At 64.5% G+C, this 18524-nt stretch carries 12 protein-coding genes; 4 read left to right on the top strand and 8 right to left on the bottom strand.

The annotated features are described in order from the left end of the window. Positions 1-33 precede the first annotated feature (33 nt). From D9V32_RS03245 to D9V32_RS03220, 6 genes are all read right to left on the bottom strand, one after another. Positions 34-2313: an exo-beta-d-1,3/1,6-glucosidase gene (locus tag D9V32_RS03245; protein ID WP_121647460.1), complete on the bottom strand. Its 2280-nt coding sequence runs from the start codon at positions 2311-2313 to the stop codon at positions 34-36. A gap of 118 nt (positions 2314-2431) precedes the next feature. After that, positions 2432-3556 carry an ABC transporter permease gene (locus D9V32_RS03240; RefSeq protein ID WP_183086157.1) on the bottom strand — a complete coding sequence of 375 codons (1125 nt, stop codon included), beginning with the start codon at positions 3554-3556 and terminating at the stop codon, positions 2432-2434. Between the two features lie 3 nt (positions 3557-3559). Next, positions 3560-4543, bottom strand: a complete 984-nt coding sequence (locus D9V32_RS03235) for an ABC transporter permease (protein ID WP_121647458.1) — start codon at positions 4541-4543, stop codon at positions 3560-3562. 5 nt (positions 4544-4548) lie between these two features. After that, the gene (locus D9V32_RS03230) at positions 4549-5355 is read right to left on the bottom strand and encodes an ABC transporter ATP-binding protein (protein ID WP_121647457.1); all 807 of its coding nucleotides are present in this window, start codon (positions 5353-5355) and stop codon (positions 4549-4551) included. 5 nt (positions 5356-5360) lie between these two features. Then, complete coding sequence (locus tag D9V32_RS03225) at positions 5361-6173, bottom strand: ABC transporter ATP-binding protein (RefSeq protein ID WP_245982023.1); 813 nt, start codon at positions 6171-6173, stop codon at positions 5361-5363. Between the two features lie 224 nt (positions 6174-6397). Next, positions 6398-8062: an ABC transporter substrate-binding protein gene (locus D9V32_RS03220; protein WP_121647455.1), complete on the bottom strand. Its 1665-nt coding sequence runs from the start codon at positions 8060-8062 to the stop codon at positions 6398-6400. 601 nt (positions 8063-8663) lie between these two features. Between D9V32_RS03220 and D9V32_RS03215 the strand changes: the two genes are divergently transcribed. The 4 genes from D9V32_RS03215 to D9V32_RS03200 all read left to right on the top strand — a co-directional run bounded on the left by D9V32_RS03215 (position 8664) and on the right by D9V32_RS03200 (position 11556). Further along, a complete protein-coding gene (locus D9V32_RS03215; RefSeq protein ID WP_121647454.1) occupies positions 8664-9323 on the top strand; it encodes a TetR/AcrR family transcriptional regulator in 660 nt (219 codons plus the stop codon). Between the two features lie 65 nt (positions 9324-9388). After that, the gene (locus tag D9V32_RS03210) at positions 9389-9832 is read left to right on the top strand and encodes a hypothetical protein (RefSeq protein WP_121647453.1); all 444 of its coding nucleotides are present in this window, start codon (positions 9389-9391) and stop codon (positions 9830-9832) included. 150 nt (positions 9833-9982) lie between these two features. Next, on the top strand, positions 9983-10708 hold the full coding sequence (locus D9V32_RS03205) for a DsbA family protein (protein ID WP_121647452.1): 726 nt from the start codon (positions 9983-9985) through the stop codon (positions 10706-10708). Between the two features lie 2 nt (positions 10709-10710). Continuing rightward, positions 10711-11556 carry a cytochrome c biogenesis CcdA family protein gene (locus tag D9V32_RS03200; protein WP_121647451.1) on the top strand — a complete coding sequence of 282 codons (846 nt, stop codon included), beginning with the start codon at positions 10711-10713 and terminating at the stop codon, positions 11554-11556. Between the two features lie 69 nt (positions 11557-11625). Here D9V32_RS03200 and trmB read toward each other — a convergent pair whose 3' ends face one another. Beyond that, on the bottom strand, positions 11626-12426 hold the full coding sequence (trmB, locus tag D9V32_RS03195) for a tRNA (guanosine(46)-N7)-methyltransferase TrmB (protein ID WP_121647450.1): 801 nt from the start codon (positions 12424-12426) through the stop codon (positions 11626-11628). A gap of 173 nt (positions 12427-12599) precedes the next feature. Next, positions 12600-18452, bottom strand: coding sequence for an SdrD B-like domain-containing protein (locus D9V32_RS03190; RefSeq protein WP_183086156.1), 5853 nt, complete (start codon positions 18450-18452; stop codon positions 12600-12602). Positions 18453-18524 lie beyond the last annotated feature (72 nt).

The following is an 18524-nucleotide window of genomic DNA, read 5'->3' as shown; positions in this document are numbered from 1 at the left end:
AAACCTCGGGGCCCGCCGTTTTACGTTGACCGGTTACGCGATGGTGAAGGTCGCGCGCAGTACGTCCTCGGAGCGCGAGGACTTACCCACGCGCAGCTCGAAGGCACCGGCCTCGACGATGCGGTTGCCCTTGGCATCCACGATCGTGCACTCGGCCGCCGGCAGCTCGATCTCCACGGTCTTCGACTCGCCCGCGGCGACGTCGACCTGGGTGAAGGTCTTCAGCTCCTGGTCGGCCCAGCTGACCGAGGTCACGGTGTCGCTGACGTACACCTGCACGGTCTCGCGCGAGGGGCGTGCACCGGTGTTGGTGAGGGTCAGCGAGGCGCGCACGGTGTCCGCAGCGGTCAGGTTGGTGTCCGCAATAACCAGGTCGGAGTACTCAACCGTGGTGTACGACAGGCCCTGCCCGAACTGGAATGCCGGGGTCTGGGTCAGGTCGGCGTATCGGTTACCGTGCTGGCCACGGATCTGGTTGTAGTAGGTCGGCTGCTGACCGGAGTGACGGGCAAACGAGATCGGCAGGCGCCCCGAGGGCTCGATCAGGCCCAGCGCGAGCTCGGCAATGGCGCGGCCACCCTGCATACCCGGGTTTGCGACCCAGAGCAGTGCGGCGGCGTTCAGGGCCGACTCCGGCAGGACCAGCGGCTTCGAGGCCAGCAGCACCACGATCATCGGGGTGCCGGTCTCGGCCAGGGCATCCAGCAGCGCGATCTGGCCACCGATGAGCTCCAGGGTTGCGGTCGAACGACCCTCACCCACGAGCTCGATGCGGTCACCCACGACGGCCACAACGTAGTCGGCGTCCTTCGCGGCGGCCACGGCCTCGGCGATCTGTGCGGCATCCGGTGCCGTCGGAACCACGACCTGCGGGCGCGGCTGACCATCCGGGAAGAACTCACCCTCGGGGTCGGCGGCGAGGGTCAGGATGTCGGCACCCTGGGCGTAGGACACGCTCCAGTCGGCGGGGGTGTGCGCACGCAGACCATCCAGCACGGTGGTGATCATCTCGCGCGGGTGACCCTCGGGGAACCAACCGGCCTGGCCGGAGTTACCCGCCCAGTCACCCAGCTGGGTCTGTGCGTCATCGGCCAGCGGACCAACCACGGCGATCTTCTTCGCGGCACCGGTTCCGGCGGCACGGCCGGACTCATCGGCGACAAAGCCACCCTCGAGCGGCAGTACGCCATCGTTGTTCAGCAGTACCAGCGAGTGGCGAGCCACCTCGAGGTTCAGCGCGGTGTGGTCCTCGTGACCAACCAGGGCCTCCTGAGCGGCCACATCGGGGTGACGCGGGTCCTCGAACAGGCCCAGCTCAAACTTCAGGGTTAGGATGCGGGCCACCGCGGGGTGCAGCTCGGCCTCGGTCAGCATGCCCTTCTCGATGGCCTCGAGGGCGCCCTCGTAGAACTTCGGGGTGGTCATGACCATGTCGTTACCGGCCTTAACGGCGGCAGCGGCGGCGTGAGCGTAGTCCGGCTGAACCTGCTGCTCCCAGACCATGCGGCCCACGTTGTCCCAGTCGGTGATGAGGGTTCCGGTGTAGCCCCACTCGCCGCGCAGAACGTCGTTCAGCAGCCAGTCGTTGACGGTGATCGGCACACCATCGGTGCTCTGGTAGCCGAGCATGAAGGTGCGGCAACCCTCGCGGGCAACCCGCTCGAACGGCGGCAGGAACCAGGAGCGCAGCTTGCGCGGGGAGATGTCGGCCTCGGAGGCGTCGCGGCCACCCTGGGTCTCGGAGTAACCGGCGAAGTGCTTCGCGGTCGCGAGAATGGCCGAGGGGTCGTTCAGGCCCTTGCCCTGGTATCCACGAACCATCGCGGAGGCCAGCTCACCGATCAGGTGCGGGTCCTCACCGAAGGTCTCGTCCACGCGACCCCAGCGGAGGTCGCGGGCGATGCAGAGCACCGGGGAGAAGGTCCAGTGCACACCGGTGGTGGCGGTCTCGATCGCGGTCACGCGGGCGACCTGCTCGGTCAGCTCGGCGTCCCAGGTGCCGGCCATACCGAGCTGGGTCGGGAAGATCGTGGCACCCTTCCAGAACGAGTTACCGTGGATGCAGTCCTCGCCCACCAGCAGCGGAATGCGCAGCTCGGTCTCGGCGGTCAGCTCGTGTGCACGCACCACGCGCTCGGGCGAGGTGTGCAGGATCGACCCAACGTGCTTGCCCAGCACGTGGTCATCGAGGTCGTCACGGGCATCCAGCTGGAGCATCTGCCCAACCTTCTGCTCACGGGTCATCCGACCCAGCAGGTCTTCTACCCGCTCGGCGATCGACAGGTCGGGGTTCAGGTACGGAAGCGTAGTCATGAAACGTAAGTCCTTAGATGGTCGGGGGCCGACCGGGTTGATGCGGGTGTAAGGGGCGAACGAGCCGCCCCGCAAAGGGCCCCCTCCTCCACCGGGAGAAGGGGGCCGATTGGTCTGATTACCGAGCGGTGGTGTCGTCCGGATTTGCGGGTGCGGGCGGCGCCACCGGAGTGACGGCGTCCAGGTCAACCGCGGGGCTCGCGTGGCGAGGTGCCGAGGCCGCTCCGTCATCGGGCTGGGTGCCCGAGGTCGGAGTGGTCCGCACGGCGGTCACGCTCGAGGTCACCTTGATGCCCTTCTTGCGCATTTCGCGGGCACGCTCACCGGCGCTACGCAGGCGCGGGTTCACGTACTCGTCGATACCGAAGTTGATCAGCGAGAGGGCCATACCCAGCAGCGCGATGCAGAGACCGGCGGGAACGTACCACCACCAGAAGTCCGGGAAGGCACCGTTCTGCTGTGCCCAGAACAGGATCGTTCCCCAGTTCAGGTTGGTGATCGGGATCACACCGATGAAGGCCAGGGTGGTCAGACCCAGGACGGCAGCGGTCACGGTACCCACGAAGCTCGAGGCGATGATCGCGATCAGGTTGGGGAGCATCTCCACCGCGATGATGCGGTACAGCGGCTCACCGTTGGCGCGGGCGGCCTGGACGAAGTCCCGGTTACGCAGCGACATGGTCTGGGCGCGCAGCACGCGGCTACCCCAGGCCCAACCGGTCAGCGCCAGCACACCGGCGATGAGCAGGAGGCTCGGGTTCTCGTACTGCGAAGCCACGATGATCATCAGCGGCAGGGCCGGGATCACGAGGAACACGTTGGTGATGGCCGAGAGCGACTCGCTCTTCCAGCCACCCATGTAACCCGCGGTCACACCGATGATCACGGCGATCAGGGTGGCGATGATACCGGCCGCGAAGCCCACCACCAGCACACCACGGGTTCCGTAGATCAGCTGGCTGAGGACGTCCTCACCCATGTGGGTGGTGCCGAGCCAGTGGGTGGACGACGGGCCCTGGCGCAGGGCGCTGAAGTCCTTGTCCAGCGGGCCGTAGGGGGCCAGCAGGTCACCAAAGATCGCAACGAGAACGAAGAATCCGAGAATGCACAGACCGGTGATCGACTTTCCGTTACGGAACATCGAGAAGGCCTGAGCAAACTTGGTGAACGGGGTCTGCTTACGCGCGGTGCGGGGAGCGGGATCGGCTACTGCGGCCATTACCGCGGTTTCGGGCTGAGTCATGGTCTAGGCCTCCGACTGACGGGTGCGCGGGTCGAGGATCGCGTAGGCGACATCGGCGAGGATGTTGGCCACCAGGATGGTCAACGTGATGATCAGGAACAGACCCTGCATGAGCGGGTAGTCCTTCGCGTTGGTGGCGTCAAGCAGCAGCTTTCCCACACCGGGGTAGGAGAACACGAGCTCCATGACCAGGGTTCCACCCACGATGAATCCGAGCGACAGCGCGAAGCTCGAGAGCTGCGGCAGCACGGCGTTGCGGGCGGCGTAGTTGATGAGGACCTTGCGCGGCGGCAGACCCTTGGCCTGAGCCACGGTGACGTAGTCCTCGTCCATGACGGTGACCATCATGTTGCGCATACCGAGGACCCAACCACCGAGCGAGGACACCACGATGGTGAGCGCGGGAAGCGTTCCGTGGTTGATGACCTGCCCGATGAAGTCCCAGGTGAGTTCGGGGCTCGCCCCCTTGTCATACGCGTGTGAGGCGGGGAACCAGCCAAGGGTGGTGGCGAAGAACGCAATCGCGATCAGACCGAGCCAGAAGTAGGGGACGGTGGAGAAGAAGGTGGTGATCGGGATCAGGGCGTCTGCCTTGGATCCACGACGCCAACCGGCGTAGGCACCGAGGGTGGTACCGATCACGAACGAGATGATCGTGGCAATACCGACCAGACCGATGGTCCAGGGCAGGGCCGAGGCGATCACGTCGGTGACCGGGGCGAGACCCTTGGAGAAGGAGCGGCCCAGGTCGCCGCTGAGGAGCAGCTTCCAGTAGCTGATGTACTGCTCGAGGAGGGACTGGTTCTTGTCCAGACCAAACAGGGTGCGCAGCGCCGCTGCGGCATCCGGGCTGATCAGACCCTGGTTCTTGGCGATGTACGCCGAAACCGGGTCACCCTTCAGGAATCGGGGCAGGAAGAAGTTGATCGTGATCGCCGCCCAGGCGGTGAACAGATAGAACGCTGTGCGTCGCAGGAAGAATCTCACGGGGTTCAGCTCCGGGGGGAAGTCGTGCCGGGCGCCGCGAAGTGCTTGTCCGGGTTGGGCGAGGCATCCCGCAGTTCACGCGTGTAGGCGTGCTGCGGGTTCAGGATGACGTCATCGGCGTTACCGCGCTCAACCACGACACCGCGGTTCAGCACCATAATCTCGTCCGAGAAGTGACGGGCGGTCGCGAGGTCGTGGGTGATGTACAGCACACCCAGGTTGTTCTCGCGCTGCAGGTCGGCAAGCAGGTTCAGCACGCCGAGGCGGATCGACACGTCAAGCATCGAGACGGGCTCGTCGGCGATCAGCAGCGACGGACGCGAGGCGAGGGCGCGGGCGATGGCCACGCGCTGACGCTGTCCACCGGAGAGCTCGTGCGGGCGACGATCAATCACGTCGTTCGGCTCGAGGCGCACGCGCTCCAGGAGGCGATACACCTCGTTCTCGACCTCTTCGTTCGGCACAACCTTGTCGAGGCGCAGCGGGCGCTCGATGTGGTGGCGGATGGTGTGGTACGGGTTCAGCGAGGCGAAGGGGTCCTGGAAGACCATGCGGACCTGCTGACGGTAGCTGCGCAGGGCGCGGCCGCGACGCGGGATCGGCTTGCCATCGAGCAGAACCTCACCGGAGGTGGCGCGCTCGAGCTGGGTCAGGATCTTCGCGATGGTGGACTTACCACTACCGCTCTGGCCCACCAGGGCGATGGTCTTGCCGGAGGTCAGGGTGAAGTTCACCTTGTCCAGGGCGAGGAAGTCACCGGTACCGCGGATGCGGTAGCGCTTGGTGACGTCTTTGAATTCGAGGGTCGTCATGGCGATTACGCTCCAGTCTCTACGGAGGAGGTGCCACGAACGAAGTCGCCGCGCTCACCGGTCAGGCTCGGGAACGAGGCGAGAAGCTTGCGGGTGTACTCGTGCTCCGCGTGGTGGTAGATCTGCTCCGCGGTGTTGATCTCAACAACCTTGCCCGCACGCATGACGGCGATTCGGTCGGAGATTTCCAGCAGCAGCGGAAGGTCGTGGGTGATGAAGATCACCGAGAATCCGAATTCCTTGCGCAGGTCGGAGATCTGCTGAAGGATTTCGCGCTGCACGAGCACGTCGAGCGCGGTGGTGGGCTCGTCCATGATCATGAGCTGCGGCTTGAGGGCCAGGGCCATGGCGATCATGACGCGCTGACGCATACCACCGGAGAGCTCGTGCGGGAAGGCACGCAGGCGATCGCGGCCCACGCCGACGATCTCCAGCAGTCGAGCGGATTCCTCGTGGCGCTCGGCACGGGAGAGCTCGGGGCGGTGGGTCGTGAAGACGTCGCCGAGCTGCTTGCCGATGTTGACCACGGGGTTCAGGGCGTTCATCGCGCCCTGGAAGACCATGGAGGCCTTGTTCCAGCGGAACGCACGCATCTGCTTTTCGTCGAGGGAGTTGAGGTCGATGTCCTCGCCGGCCTTGTCGTGGAAGATGGCCGAGCCCTGAGTAATCACGGCCGGCGGCTTCAGCAGACGCTGGATGCCATAGGCGAGGGTGGTCTTGCCACAGCCGGATTCACCGGCGAGGCCGAGGATTTCGCCGCGCTTCAGCGTGAGCGACACGTCGCGCACGGCTTCAACGGGCGGATCCACGTCGTACATCACACTGAAGTTCGAGACCGTCAGCAGATTGTCGGAGGTCACAATGCGTTCCTGATTCTTGTCAAGCGTCATGTCTTAAGCGGGGATGGGGGAAGACATGAGAAACCCGTGGGCGGGGGTGGGGTGCGTGTGCACCCCACCCCCGTCACGATGGTGACGTGGATGGTGCCGCAGCAGCGATGCGCGGTCCCTCTCGCGTCACGAGAGGTGTTGCAGTGCGAACGTTAGTTCGCGGCCTTCAGCTTGGTGAGGATGAGGACCGAGTTGACCTGAGTGGGGTCAGAGGGTGCGTACGGGTCCTTCGCGTCCGGCCAACCCACGTAGTTACGCGTGTTGTAGGTACCGATGTACGGACGGGTTCCGATTGCCATTGCGGGGACGTCCTCAACGAAGATCTGCTGGACCTTGTCGAGAGCGGCGGTGCGGGCTGCGTCGTCGGTTGCGTTAGCGTAGGCGGCGAGCTCGGCGGTGGCCTCAGGGTTGTCGTAGCGACCGAAGTTGTAGTCGGCCTGCTCACCGATGGGCTTCAGGTACATGCCGCCCATGGTGTTGTTGTAGATGTTGTACGGGGTTGCGCCGGTGTCGGTCCAGTGCAGGATGGCGTCGAAGTCACCCTTGCTCTTGTTGTCCCACCAGGTGTCCGAGTCGGGGGTGTTGACCTTGGCGTCAACGCCGAGGGCCTTGACCGAGCTCTGGATCAGGCTGATGCCGGTCACGTAGTCGTTCCAACCCTGCGGAACCGAGAGGGTGAACTCAACCGGGTTGCCCTTGGGGTCAACCAGCTTGTCGCCCACACCGGTGTAACCGGCGTCGGTCAGGATCTTCTTGGCTGCGTCAACGTCAACCTTGTAGTCCTTGCCCTTGTACTCGGCCTGGATGAAGGAGTCACCGGCCGGGGTCGGCAGACCGGTGATCGACTTGATCGCCGGAACCGCGCCCTCACGAGCGACTTCCTGGTGCTTGTGACGGTCGATCACGTCGTTGATCGCCTGGCGGAAAGCCTTGTTGTCGAACGGAGCCTTGGTGGTGTTGACGTACAGTGCGTCGATGCCCAGACCTGCGGCAGCCCACTGACGGTTGTGCTCCTTGTCCTTGTCCAGGAACGCGGACTGCACGTTCGGAATGAAGGCCTGAGCCCAGTCGGCGTCGCCGGAGGCGAGGGCGGTGGTCAGAGCGGTGTTGTCGTTGTAGGACACGTAGTACAGCTTCGGGACGGCGAGCTTGCCACCCCAGTAGTCGTCGCGAGCGGTGAGCTCAACGGACTGGGTGTCGAACTTGGTCAGCTTGTACGGACCGGTTCCGACGGCTTCCTTGAACTCGTAGGTAGCCGGGTCCTTGACGCCCTCGTAGATGTGCTTGGGGACGATGCGCTTGTGCAGCACCTTCTCCTGCTTCACGAACATCGAGTTCTCGAAGTCCAGGGTCACCTTGCCGTCGGCGTTGGTGATCTTGGTGAGGCCGATGGCGTCGATGTCGAGTGCCGGGTGGTCCAGGAAGAGCTGGAAGGTGAAGGCGATGTCGTCGGCGGTGAACTTCTTGCCGTCGTTCCAGGTGGCCTTGTCTTCGGGGGTCAGGGTGACCGACTTGAAGTCGGGGGACCACTCGATGGTCTTTGCGAGCCACGGACGAACCGGCTCGCTCGGGTCTGCGAGGTTTACGAGACCGAGGGGCTCAAGGATCGAGTTGATGTAACCGAGCTTGAGTGCCGAGGAGTCGCCGACCCACGGGTTGTTGGACTGGGTTGCGATCGCACCGTCCGGCTTGGCGATGGTCAGCGCGGCGCCGGCCTTGCCTTCAGCAGGCTTTTCACCGTTGTTGCCTGCGGCACAACCGGTGAGCGCCAGAGCTGCTGCCAGCCCCAGGGCGACCAAAGAGGACTTCTTCGTCATTTCTCTCTCCTACATAGGATGGGCGTTTTGGAGCGTCCTGCTCCAAAACGGTTATTCACTGTGAATGCGGACACCCGGATGGGCGTGTCCAGCCGCGGGCTGTGTCTCCAGCCCGTTCCCCGATGGTGATGCGCCATCGGTTTTGCGGCTACCGGTCTTGCCTGATCGCCACCTGCTCGCAACCCTGTGAGACCCTGACTGCCGGGAGGACAAAAAAATATCCGGCTCGCGCAAAGGAGCCGGGAAGCGCCTCATTGCGGGTAGACATAGTGTCGTTATCCCTCAATCCCAGCGACGGAGTGAACCCGTTTTCACGCACCCGACCGTGTGCCATTTCCCGTGGGGCGGGAATGCACGCGGATGCGTTCATCGAGTACTCCTCGTCATTGAGACCGGTAATCTTCTGAAAGGTTACCGGCTTGTCAGTAAGTTTTCAAGTGCGCCGCGATCAAGACTGCGCTATCCTCCTAAATACAGACGCGACACGTGCCGTGCACGTCAGAATATATTCAGGTGATTCCGCGTCAGAGCAGACTTCATTACGGTTGAGCAACATTGCCGCCGCAACGACGCGCATGCAGATTAGAGGGGGTGCCCGTCCGTGGCCACCGCAAAGAAACAGACACGTTCGCGTCCGGAGACGATTGCCCGGCGACGCGAGATCCTGCGTGCCGCAACGGATATCTTCGGCTCCAAGGGCTCGGTGAACGGCACCCTGACCGATATCGCCGATCAGGTGGGAATGACCCACGCCGGCATCCTGCACCACTTTGGGTCGAAGGATCTCCTGCTCATGGAGGTGCTCACCTACCGTGACGAGTCCGACGTGGACCACCTCGAGGAAAAGCACATCCCCACGGGAATCGAGTTCTTCCGCCACCTGGTGCGCACCGCCTTCTCCAACGCGCAGCGCGCCGGACTGGTGCAGCTGTACGCCGTGCTGTCCGCCGAGTCCGTGACTGACGATCACGCGGCACGCGACTACTTCGTCGATCGCTACCGTAACCTTCGCCAGGAGGCAATCGAATCGTTTGAATTGCTGTGTGCCCAGCGCGAGGTGGAGGCCCCGGACACCGTGGCCCACGCGGCGGCGGCGATCCTCGCCGTGATGGACGGCCTGCAGATTCAGTGGCTGCTCGATCCCGAAAACCTGCTGCTCGGCGAGGCGAGCGAATTCGCTATCGAGGCCATCGTCTCGGCCGTGGTCAACCCGCAGCCCTCCCCGCTGCGCGAGCCCGCCCTGGAGACCTCCGCCGAATAGCTCCGCGCCCGATTCAGGCTCCCCCGCTATAGTGGAGGGGTTTGATCACGGACGAAAGGGGGAGCATGAACGGCCGAATCACCGCGCGCGCCGCGCTCTCCCCGCGCACCCTGCTCGTTTTTGGCATGCTGCTGGCGCTCATCACCGTGGCCCTGATGGCACCGCGCTGCACGAGTGCCGCGCAGGTTTTGCGCGCCCCGGTAGCGGCCGTGGCGCTGCCCACCGCCCAGGAACCGGCGACCGTCGCGGTAGTGGCCACGGACGCCCAGCCCGCGGGAGCCCACACCGAGGCCCCCTCCGCTGAGAGTACCCCGTTCTGCGCGCCCACCGGCCCGAACACCGAATCCGTGCACGGCGCCCGCACCATCGATCAGCACACCGCCTTCTCCGGGGAGTACGTCACCACCATCGCGCTCGGTCTCGAACCGATCGTGTTTGCCGTCTCCCCCACCTGCTCGCACTCCCCCGCGGCACCGCTGCCGCAGGATCTCGGGATATCGCGCACCTAGGAGCTCACGGGAATCCGACCCCGTACCCTCACCCGCGTTCGCGCACCCCGGCACCGCCCTCCACCTCCGTGGCCCGAGGCGGCAGCCCCCGCATACTCTTGAGCGCCCCGACCCCGCTGGGGAAGCGGTCTCCTCATCAAGGACAATTTAATGACTCAACGTCGCACCACCCTTATCGTTTCCGGCTCCGTGCTCGCGGCCGCCGCGATCGGCGTCATGATCTGGGCCGGGTCCACCGGTTCCGGTGACACCGCCCCCACCTCACCCATCGCCGAGAGTTCCGCCCCCGGCGCGAACACCGCCGGCGAGGAGCAGCCCGTGCTGGATCTCGCCCGCCGCATCGAGGGCGACCCGCTGGCCCTCGGCCCCGTGGATGCCCCGGTAACCCTCGTCGAGTTTGCCGACTACCGCTGCCCGTTCTGCGGGGTGTTCTCGCGTGACAGCATGCCGCAGATCATCTCCGAGTTTGTCGATTCCGGCCAGCTGCGCGTCGAGTGGCGCGACCTTCCGGTCTTCGGGGAGGACTCGGTGGCCGCCGCCGTCGCCGCCCGAGCCGCCGGAGAGCAGGGCATGTTCTGGGAGTACCACGACGCGATCTTCGAGGCCGCCCCCGAGCGCGGCCACCCCGACTACCCGCGCGAGCGCCTGCTCGAGTTCGCCGCCCAGGTGAAGATTCCCGACATCGCGAAGTTCACCGCCGACCTCGATAGGCCCGAACTCACCCAGGCAGTCATCCGCGACCTCGGTGAGGGCACCTCGCTCGGCGTGAACTCGACCCCGGTGTTTGCGGTCAACGCTACCCCGATCGTGGGCGCTCAGCCGCTGTCGGTCTTCCAGGAGGTCATCCGTCAGGAGCTCGCGAAGGCCGGCCGCTAGGCATGGATATCGGTTACGCCGGGGCACTCCTCGGCGGCGTTCTGACGCTCTTTAGTCCCTGCTCGGTCATGCTGCTGCCGGCGTTTTTCGCCTACGCGTTCGCGAGCCCCACGAAGCTTCTGCAGCGCACGGGAATCTTCTATCTCGGCCTGCTGATGACCCTCGTGCCGCTCGGCCTGCTGGCCGGCGCGCTGGGTTCCCTGCTCACGCAGAACCGCGGCGTCCTGGTGAGCGTGGCCGCGGGAATCGTGATCCTGATCGGTCTCCTCCAGCTCATCGGCGTCAACATTCCAGGTCTCAATCGCGGGGCAGTGGGCGAGGGCACCTCGGCCATTTCGGTGTTCATACTCGGAGCGGTATATGGCGTCGCGGGGGTGTGTGCCGGGCCGATCCTCGGCTCGGTACTCACCGTTGCCGCCACGGGTGCGAACCCCGTGTACGGCGGCATCATGCTCGCGATCTTCGCGCTGGGGATGGCCCTGCCGCTCGGCCTGCTCGCCCTGGTCTGGACCCGCTTCCGGGTGGGTGAGCGCGGCTGGCTGCGCCCACGCCGGGTACGGATTGGTCGCTGGGAGAACTCGATCTGGATGATCGTTTCGGGCGTGCTCTCGATCGGCATCGGTGTGCTGCTCCTCGTGACCGAGGGCACCGCGTCCCTCGGCGGAATCTTCACCGTGGGCACACAGTACCGGGCCGAGTCCTGGGCGGCCGAAACCGCGGGCCAGGTGCCCAACGTGACGTTTGTACTGGTGGCCGTGGCCATGCTCGTGATCGTGGGGGCGCTCGTGTTCTGGCGTTCGCGGCGCAACCGCGCGGCGGCCGCCGAGGCTGCCGAAGTCGCTGCCTAGCCACACACGAGTGCGCCGCCCGGGAAACGGATCGTTTTCCGGGCGGCGCATTTTTGTTGTGAGTGCGGACTACACGCGCACGTAGGCGAGGTCGGTAGCCCCGCGGCCGGCGCGACGCCCCTTCTCCTCGAAGGTCGTGAGCACGCGCCCCTCGAAGCGCTCGGTCACGCCGTCGCTCCCCGGGATCAGCGGCACCAGGTCGGCGCGATCGCGCAGTACCTCACGCATGTGATCCGCATAGGGTTCCCAGTCGGTGGCAAGACGCCAGATGCCACCGGGGCGCAGCACGCGCGCCAGCTGGGTCGCGAAGTCCGGCTGCACCAGGCGGCGCTTGTGATGGCGAGCCTTGTGCCAGGGATCCGGGAAGAACACCCAGATCTCGTCAAGGCTCGCGGCCGGCAGCGCATCCAGCACCTCGGGCGCATTCGCCTCGATCAGGCGCAGGTTCGGGGCACCCCCGGCGCGATCGGCGAGCGAGATGGCCTGGGCAATCCCCGCGAGATACACCTCGACCGCCAGAAAGTTGGTTTCCGGGTTCGCCAGCGCGGCCGCCGAAACACACTCGCCCATGCCCGAACCAATCTCCACGACGGTGCGCGCGGTGCGGCCGAACTCGGTGGGCAGGTCAAGGGTGACCTCCGGTGAAATCGACGTGGACGCGTGTGCCCGCGGCACATCGATCAGGTAGTCGGACCCGACGCGGTTCAGCGCGGAGTCCTGCCCCGCCGTGAGACGTGCAGACCGGCGCACAAACGAGACCGGGTAGGGGCGATACTCCGCCGGCACACCCTCGGGGTTCGGCACCACCGGCGCGCGGCCACCGGGCACGGGTGCCGCGGGGTGGGGGTCGGGTGCGGGGGTCGACGTCATCAAAAAACCTCTGGATTGGGTAGGGGCACGCGAGTGCGTGAGTATCGATTTTACGGGACCGCCGCGGGCCAGGCCAATCGAGAACGGCCCGGGGATAAACGAGAACGGGCCCCGGAGCAACAACGCGAGGTTGAAGATCCGGGGCCCGCCCAGCAGGTGGTTATCCCTGAGGACTAGCCCTGCTGTTCGCGACGCGAACGTCCGAGGAGCAGCGCTCCCCCGGCGAGCAGCAGCAGGGCTGCGGCGCCACCGCCCCAGAGCAGCGCGGCATCCGCACCGGTCGAGGACAGTCCGTCCGGCTTACCCGGAACCGTCGGGGGCACGGAGGTGCCCGGGTCGGTGGGGTTTCCCGGCTCGGTCGACGGGTCGGTCGGCGGGTTGCTCGGGTCGGTCGACGGATCCGGCGACGGGGTGGTCACCCCGCCGGTCGGCTTCAGCACCACACCGGCATCCCAGGTCGGGTCAATACCCTCGGTGGCGTCGATGCGGAACGCGGTGTAGTCGTGAGTCAGGCTGGCGTTGTCATCACCCAGCACGATCTCGCGGGTCCAACCGGTCACGTGGTCGGCGTCCGAGTCACGGCCGCTCTGCTCGCCATCGGCGTTCAGGGTGGTGAACTCGTACAGCTTTGCCTGCTCCTCGGTCAGTTCGAAACGAACCTTGTAGGTGCCTGCGGCCAGGTTATCGAAGACGTAGCGTCCGGCCTTGTCGGTGGTCGTCCGGGCAATTTCCTTACCCGCGGCATCGGTCAGGATGACGCCCACACCCGGCAGCGGCTTCTCGTTCGCGTCCTGGACACCGTTCTTGTTGGTGTCGATCCACACGTAGTCACCGATGGCGTACGACTTGGTCACAAAACCGAAGTCGAGCGAGGAGTCGCGGTCACCGTTGTTGACGAGCGGGCCGGATACGGCCTCCCAGCTGGAGGAGTCCTTCTCGCGGTCCTTGCCCTGACCGGGCTTGGTCGGGGTGTAGGGCTTCAGCGCTTCGATCGTTCCGGCATCATCCCGAACAATCTTGACGGTGTAGTGCTCACCCTTGCCGAGTGCCGGCAGGTTATCAAACGAGTACTCGCCGTTGGCACCGGTGACGGTGGGCTCGACGGGCTTGCCGAAGATGTCGGTCACGGGGCCGTTCGGGCCCACCAGCTCGAGCTTCACACCGGGGATACCGGGCTCGCCAGGCTGCTGGATTCCATCACGGTTGGTGTCAACCCAGACGAAGTCACCCACGGACACTGCCTTGCGGATGAATCCGAAGTCCAGGGTGTCATCGCGGTCGCCATCCTTCACCAGGTCGCCGGAATCGGCGGTCCAGGTGGAGGAGTCCTTTGCGGTGTCGGTGCCCTTTCCGGCATCGGTCGGGGTGTAGATCTCGAGCGCCTTCTTGGTTCCCTCGTCGTCGCGCACGATCTTCACCGTGTACTTCTCGCCGGGCTGCAGTGCGGGCAGGTCGATGAACTCGTAGAATCCATCCTCGTTGGTCACGGTCGGCTCGACGGGCTTACCGAAGACATCGGTTACCGGGCCGTTCGGGCCCACCAGCTCCAGCTTCACGCCGGGGATACCGGGCTCACCCGGGGTCTGCAGACCGTCGCGGTTGAAGTCAACCCAGACGAAGTCACCCACGGAAACGCTCTTGCGCACGAAACCGAAGTCGAGGGTTTCGTCGTGCTCACCGTCGTTCACCAGGTCGCCGGACTCGGCTTCCCAGGTGGAGGAGTCGGTCTTGGAATCGCCGATGTTCTCCTTGGTGGGGATGTAGGGCTCGAGGGCCTTCTTGGTACCCTCGTCGTCCTGCATGATCTTCACCGTGTAGTGCTGACCGGCCGGCAGGGCGGGCAGACCATCGAAGGTGTACCAGCCGTTTTCGTCGGTCACGGTCGGCTCTACGGGCTCACCGTTGACGTTGGTCACCGAGCCGTTCGGGCCCACCAGCTCAAGCTTTACGCCGGGGATGCCGGGCTCGCCAGGCTGCTGGATGCCGTCGCGGTTGGTGTCGACCCAGACGAAGTCACCCACGGAAACGCTCTTGCGAACGAAACCGAAGTCCAGGGTGTCATCGCGGTCACCATCGTTCACCAGGTCACCCGAGGTGGCGGTGTCGGTGGAGGAGTCCTTGGCACCGTTCTTTCCGTCACCCGGGGTGGTCGGAGTGTAGTGCTCAAGCGCCGTCTTCGTGGACGGGTCGGTGTACACGATCGAGACGGTGTAGTGCTGACCGGCCGGCAGGGCGGGCAGGTCATCGAACGAGTAGTTGCCGTTCTCGTCGGTGGTTGCGTTACCCACCGGCTCGCCGAAGACGTTGGTCACGGCACCGTCGGGGCCGGTGATCGAGAGCACAACACCGGGGATGCCGGGCTCGTTGTCATCCTGCAGTCCGTCACGGTTGGTGTCGGCCCAGACGAGGTCACCCACGGATACGCTCTTGCGTACCACGCCGGCGTCCCAGGTCGGGTCAATACCCTCGGTGGCGCCAATTTCGACGCCCGGGTAGGTCTTCGTCAGCGACGCGTTCTCGTCGTTCAGGGTGATGACCGAGGTCCAACCCTGCTCGCCCGCGTTGGAATCGTTGGCACCCGTGGAGTTCTCGGCTCCGGTCTTGGTGAAGACGTAGAGCTTCGCCTGCTCCTCGGTCAGCACGAACTGAACCCTGTAGGTACCGGCGGCCAGGTTGTCGAAGAGGTACTTACCGGCGGCATCGGTCGTGGTGCTGCCCAGTTCCTTGCCGTCGGCATCGGTCAGCGTCACCGTGACACCGGCAAGCGGGGACTCGGTGGCGTCCTGGATGCCGTTACGGTTGAGGTCGATCCAGACGTAGTCACCGATGGCGTAGGTCTTGGAGACAAAACCGAAGTCGAGGCTGAGGTCCTCGTCGCCACCGTTCGGCAGAACGTTGGAGGTTGCATGTTCGGTGGACGAGTCGTTGTCGCGGTTGCCCTGACCGGTGAGGGTCGGGACGTAGGGCTTCAGCGCCTCCTTGGTACCCTCGTCATTCTGAACGATCGTCACCGTGTAGGCCTTGCCCGCGGGCAGGTTTTCAAACAGGTACTTGCCATCGGCGTCCGTGGTCTGGGTACCCACCGGGTTACCAAACACGTCGGTCACGGCGTTGCCGTTGGCATCGGTGATCGAGAGCTTCACACCGGGGATACCGGGCTCGCCCTCATCCTGAATACCGTCGCGGTTGGTGTCAACCCAGACGAAGTTACCCACGGAAACGCTCGGCGCGGTGGGGTCGTTGACGAAGTTGACCTCGGCCGGGGTCTGCACACCGTCCTTGTCCAGCTCGAAAGCGTAGGACGCGGTGGAGGGCAGGTATCCCTTGGGGGCGCGCGTCTCCACCACGGTGTACTTACCGAAGGTGGGAACGGTCAGCGCGACGGTGGCGTCGTTCTTTTTGACAACCAGGCGGCCGTCGGCAACAAACACGTTGTCCACGACGACGTCACCGGCCTCGTTCCGAACCTCGAACTTGGCGTTCGCATCGGAGATCTCGATCTCCGGGTCGGCGCTGCTGATCTTGTTGATGTTTACCGGGAAGGCGTTGGTCGGCACGATGCTCGCGGCAACGCGACCGATCTTGTTGGTGATCGCGACACCCTCGTTGTAATCCGTGATCTTCACCATGAAGTACATGGTCACGGCCTTCTTATCCGGAAGCTTTCCCTGTGCGAGAACAACCGTGTTCTTGGCCGAGTCAAAGCTCGCCTCGATCTGGCTGCCCGGGATGATGAACTTGTCGGTCGAGTAGGTGGGCTTATCGGCCTTGACCTGGTTCTCGGCGACGAAGCCCTGGAACTCCACGCCCTTCGGGAGGACGTCGGTCACGGCGTCGTTGAGTTCCTTGAAGGTACCGTGCGGGACCAGGCTGACGCGGTAAATGTAGGTGTCGTTTACCAGCTTGCCGTTCGCGTCCACCTCGGCACGCAGCGCCTTGCCGAACTCCTTGCTGGTCGGGTTGAGGACGCTCTTCTGTACCTCAAGCTCGTTTCCGAAGGAGGTGGCCGAGGAGGTGAACTCCGAGGTGTAGACGAAGTTGTTGCTCGCGCCCTCGTAGGATGCGGCGTTCTTCAGGACGACATCTTCCTTGGTGAACAGCGTCTTGATCGGCAGGTCAACCTCCACCGAGAAGGCGGCGTTCACGAAGTCATTGCCGGCCTTGAACGCCGGGGAGGCAACGAACTCGAGGTTCCCGTTGTCGGCGAGTACGGCAACGATGGTGCTGTCGCCATTACCACCGCGGCCGCCGACCTTGATGCTGGCCTGAATCTTGGCCAGGGTTTCCTCGGTCACGTTGAAGACGTCGTGGTCAATTTCGTCCACGATCTTCGAGAGACGGGCATCGCCCACGTTGGCCTTGACCTCGAAGCGATACTTCGCGCTCATCGGGGTGCCGGGCTTTGCCTGCAGCTCCGGGGTGAGGTTTCTCTTCGTGAAGGTTCGGTCATCGTCCAGCGGGATCGCGCGGTCACGCTCGGTAACCAGGGTGACGCCAGCGGCCTTCGTGATCGACTCCACGTCCGAACGCGTGGAGTAGGTGAAGGACGCCACGTTCTCCGGGCCCCAGTAGCGGTCTTCAACGGTGCGCTGGTCGTCGGGGTGGTGATCCGTCCGGATGCCCTCGAGGGAGTTCACCTGGGCCTTGACGGTGATCTTCGCGTCGGTGGTGTATTTATTACCCAGGTTGATGAAGAGGGTACCCTTCACGACAGCGTACTGGCCGACGAACTCATTTCGAGCGAAGTCTGTAGCGTCTCCATCGAAGCCTTCAGCGCGATCCAGCTTGTATCCCGTGAGGAAGTCGGTGTCCCCGTCGCGCCAGCTCATCTGCTTGGGCAGCTTGTCGCTGATCACGACGTTGCGGTCCAGCGCGTACTTGCCGCCCTCGTAGTTCGAGAACTCGGCGAGGTTCACGGTGAGGTCGTAGGTGAGGGGCACGGGCTGTGCCAGGATCTTCTTCTCTTCGTCGGAGAAGGTGATGATGGTGTCCGGGGCAAGGTTTGCCCGCTTGCCGAAGGCACCGATGCCGGCCACATTCGTCCCAAGCGTGACGGACGCGGTCTTCGTGCCCAGGTTGCTGCTTTCCAGCTTCACCGAGTTGGTAAACGTGGTGGACAGGTCCGTCGCGTTTGCGGCGTTGCGCTCGTCGTAGGTCTTCTGGAAGCCCAAACGAATGCTCTCCAGAGCGGCCGCGTTGGCAATCTGCAGGTTGTATGTGATGGTGACCTTGGTGTTTACCGTGGAGGTAGAACCGGTCAGCGTGACGGTGTTACCAGAAACGTTGGCACCCACCGAAATGGGTGCGGCGTCGGTCTTGTTCAGCCCGTTCGCATCCCAGCTCACAACGGACGCGCTCTGGACGCCGGCAAACTTCAGGCCATTGGGAATGCTGTCGGTGAGAACAAACGGGTTGCGAATGTCCTTGCTGTCGAGCACCACGGTGAACGGAATGTTCACGTCGAGGAACTCCGGGCCCATGACGACGCGGCCCTGCTTTTTGTCGATCCCAATCTCCGGCCACGTCATATTCTGGCTGGCGGTCTTTGCCAGACCGTCCTTGACGGTAGCGAGGGAGTCACCGGGCTTCTTGATGATGAAGCTGACCGGGGTGCTCACGTCCCCAACCACCCACTTGTCCTGAACCACGGTCGACTTATCAACCTGGTCGACCTGGAAACCCACACCGAAGTTACCCTGGATCAGCTCCTCGGGGATAATGTCCTTGAAGGTTACGATCAGGTCGTCTCCGTCGAGGGTAAAGCTCTCGACGGCCTCGTTATCCGAGCCGGCCTTCAGCACACCCTCGGGGATCGTGACGCCCGTGGGCAGCTTTACCCGAACCACCGCGGAGGGGGTGATGTTCGCGTAGCCGAACTCGATCGAGTAGGGCTTTCCCGGCTCATAGACGGGCTTCCCGTCGTGGTTGGCCTCACTGCCCGCGGGCATGGGCTTGATCGTGACCGTGGTGTTGCCGGCCGCGAAGGCGGGCATACTCATTCCGGTCAGAACGAGAAGAACAGACACGACTGCGGCGACGATTGCCGCGGTCCGCTTACGCATTTTGGGGGCACGGAAAAGGCCCCTCGACTCCGCGAG

This window comes from Mycetocola tolaasinivorans (genome assembly GCF_003667565.1).
Classification (GTDB): domain Bacteria; phylum Actinomycetota; class Actinomycetes; order Actinomycetales; family Microbacteriaceae; genus Mycetocola; species Mycetocola tolaasinivorans.
This window is presented reverse-complemented; position numbering and strand designations above follow the sequence as displayed.

Coding starts and splice junctions, on each gene's coding strand:
- D9V32_RS03245 (WP_121647460.1), bottom strand. CDS start 2,313: ATGACTACGCTTCCGTACCTGAACCCCGACCTGTCGATCGCCGAGCGG.
- D9V32_RS03240 (WP_183086157.1), bottom strand. CDS start 3,556: ATGACTCAGCCCGAAACCGCGGTAATGGCCGCAGTAGCCGATCCCGCT.
- D9V32_RS03230 (WP_121647457.1), bottom strand. CDS start 5,355: ATGACGACCCTCGAATTCAAAGACGTCACCAAGCGCTACCGCATCCGC.
- D9V32_RS03225 (WP_245982023.1), bottom strand. CDS start 6,173: ATGTACGACGTGGATCCGCCCGTTGAAGCCGTGCGCGACGTGTCGCTC.
- D9V32_RS03220 (WP_121647455.1), bottom strand. CDS start 8,062: ATGACGAAGAAGTCCTCTTTGGTCGCCCTGGGGCTGGCAGCAGCTCTG.
- D9V32_RS03210 (WP_121647453.1), top strand. CDS start 9,389: ATGAACGGCCGAATCACCGCGCGCGCCGCGCTCTCCCCGCGCACCCTG.
- D9V32_RS03205 (WP_121647452.1), top strand. CDS start 9,983: ATGACTCAACGTCGCACCACCCTTATCGTTTCCGGCTCCGTGCTCGCG.
- D9V32_RS03200 (WP_121647451.1), top strand. CDS start 10,711: ATGGATATCGGTTACGCCGGGGCACTCCTCGGCGGCGTTCTGACGCTC.
- trmB (WP_121647450.1), bottom strand. CDS start 12,426: ATGACGTCGACCCCCGCACCCGACCCCCACCCCGCGGCACCCGTGCCC.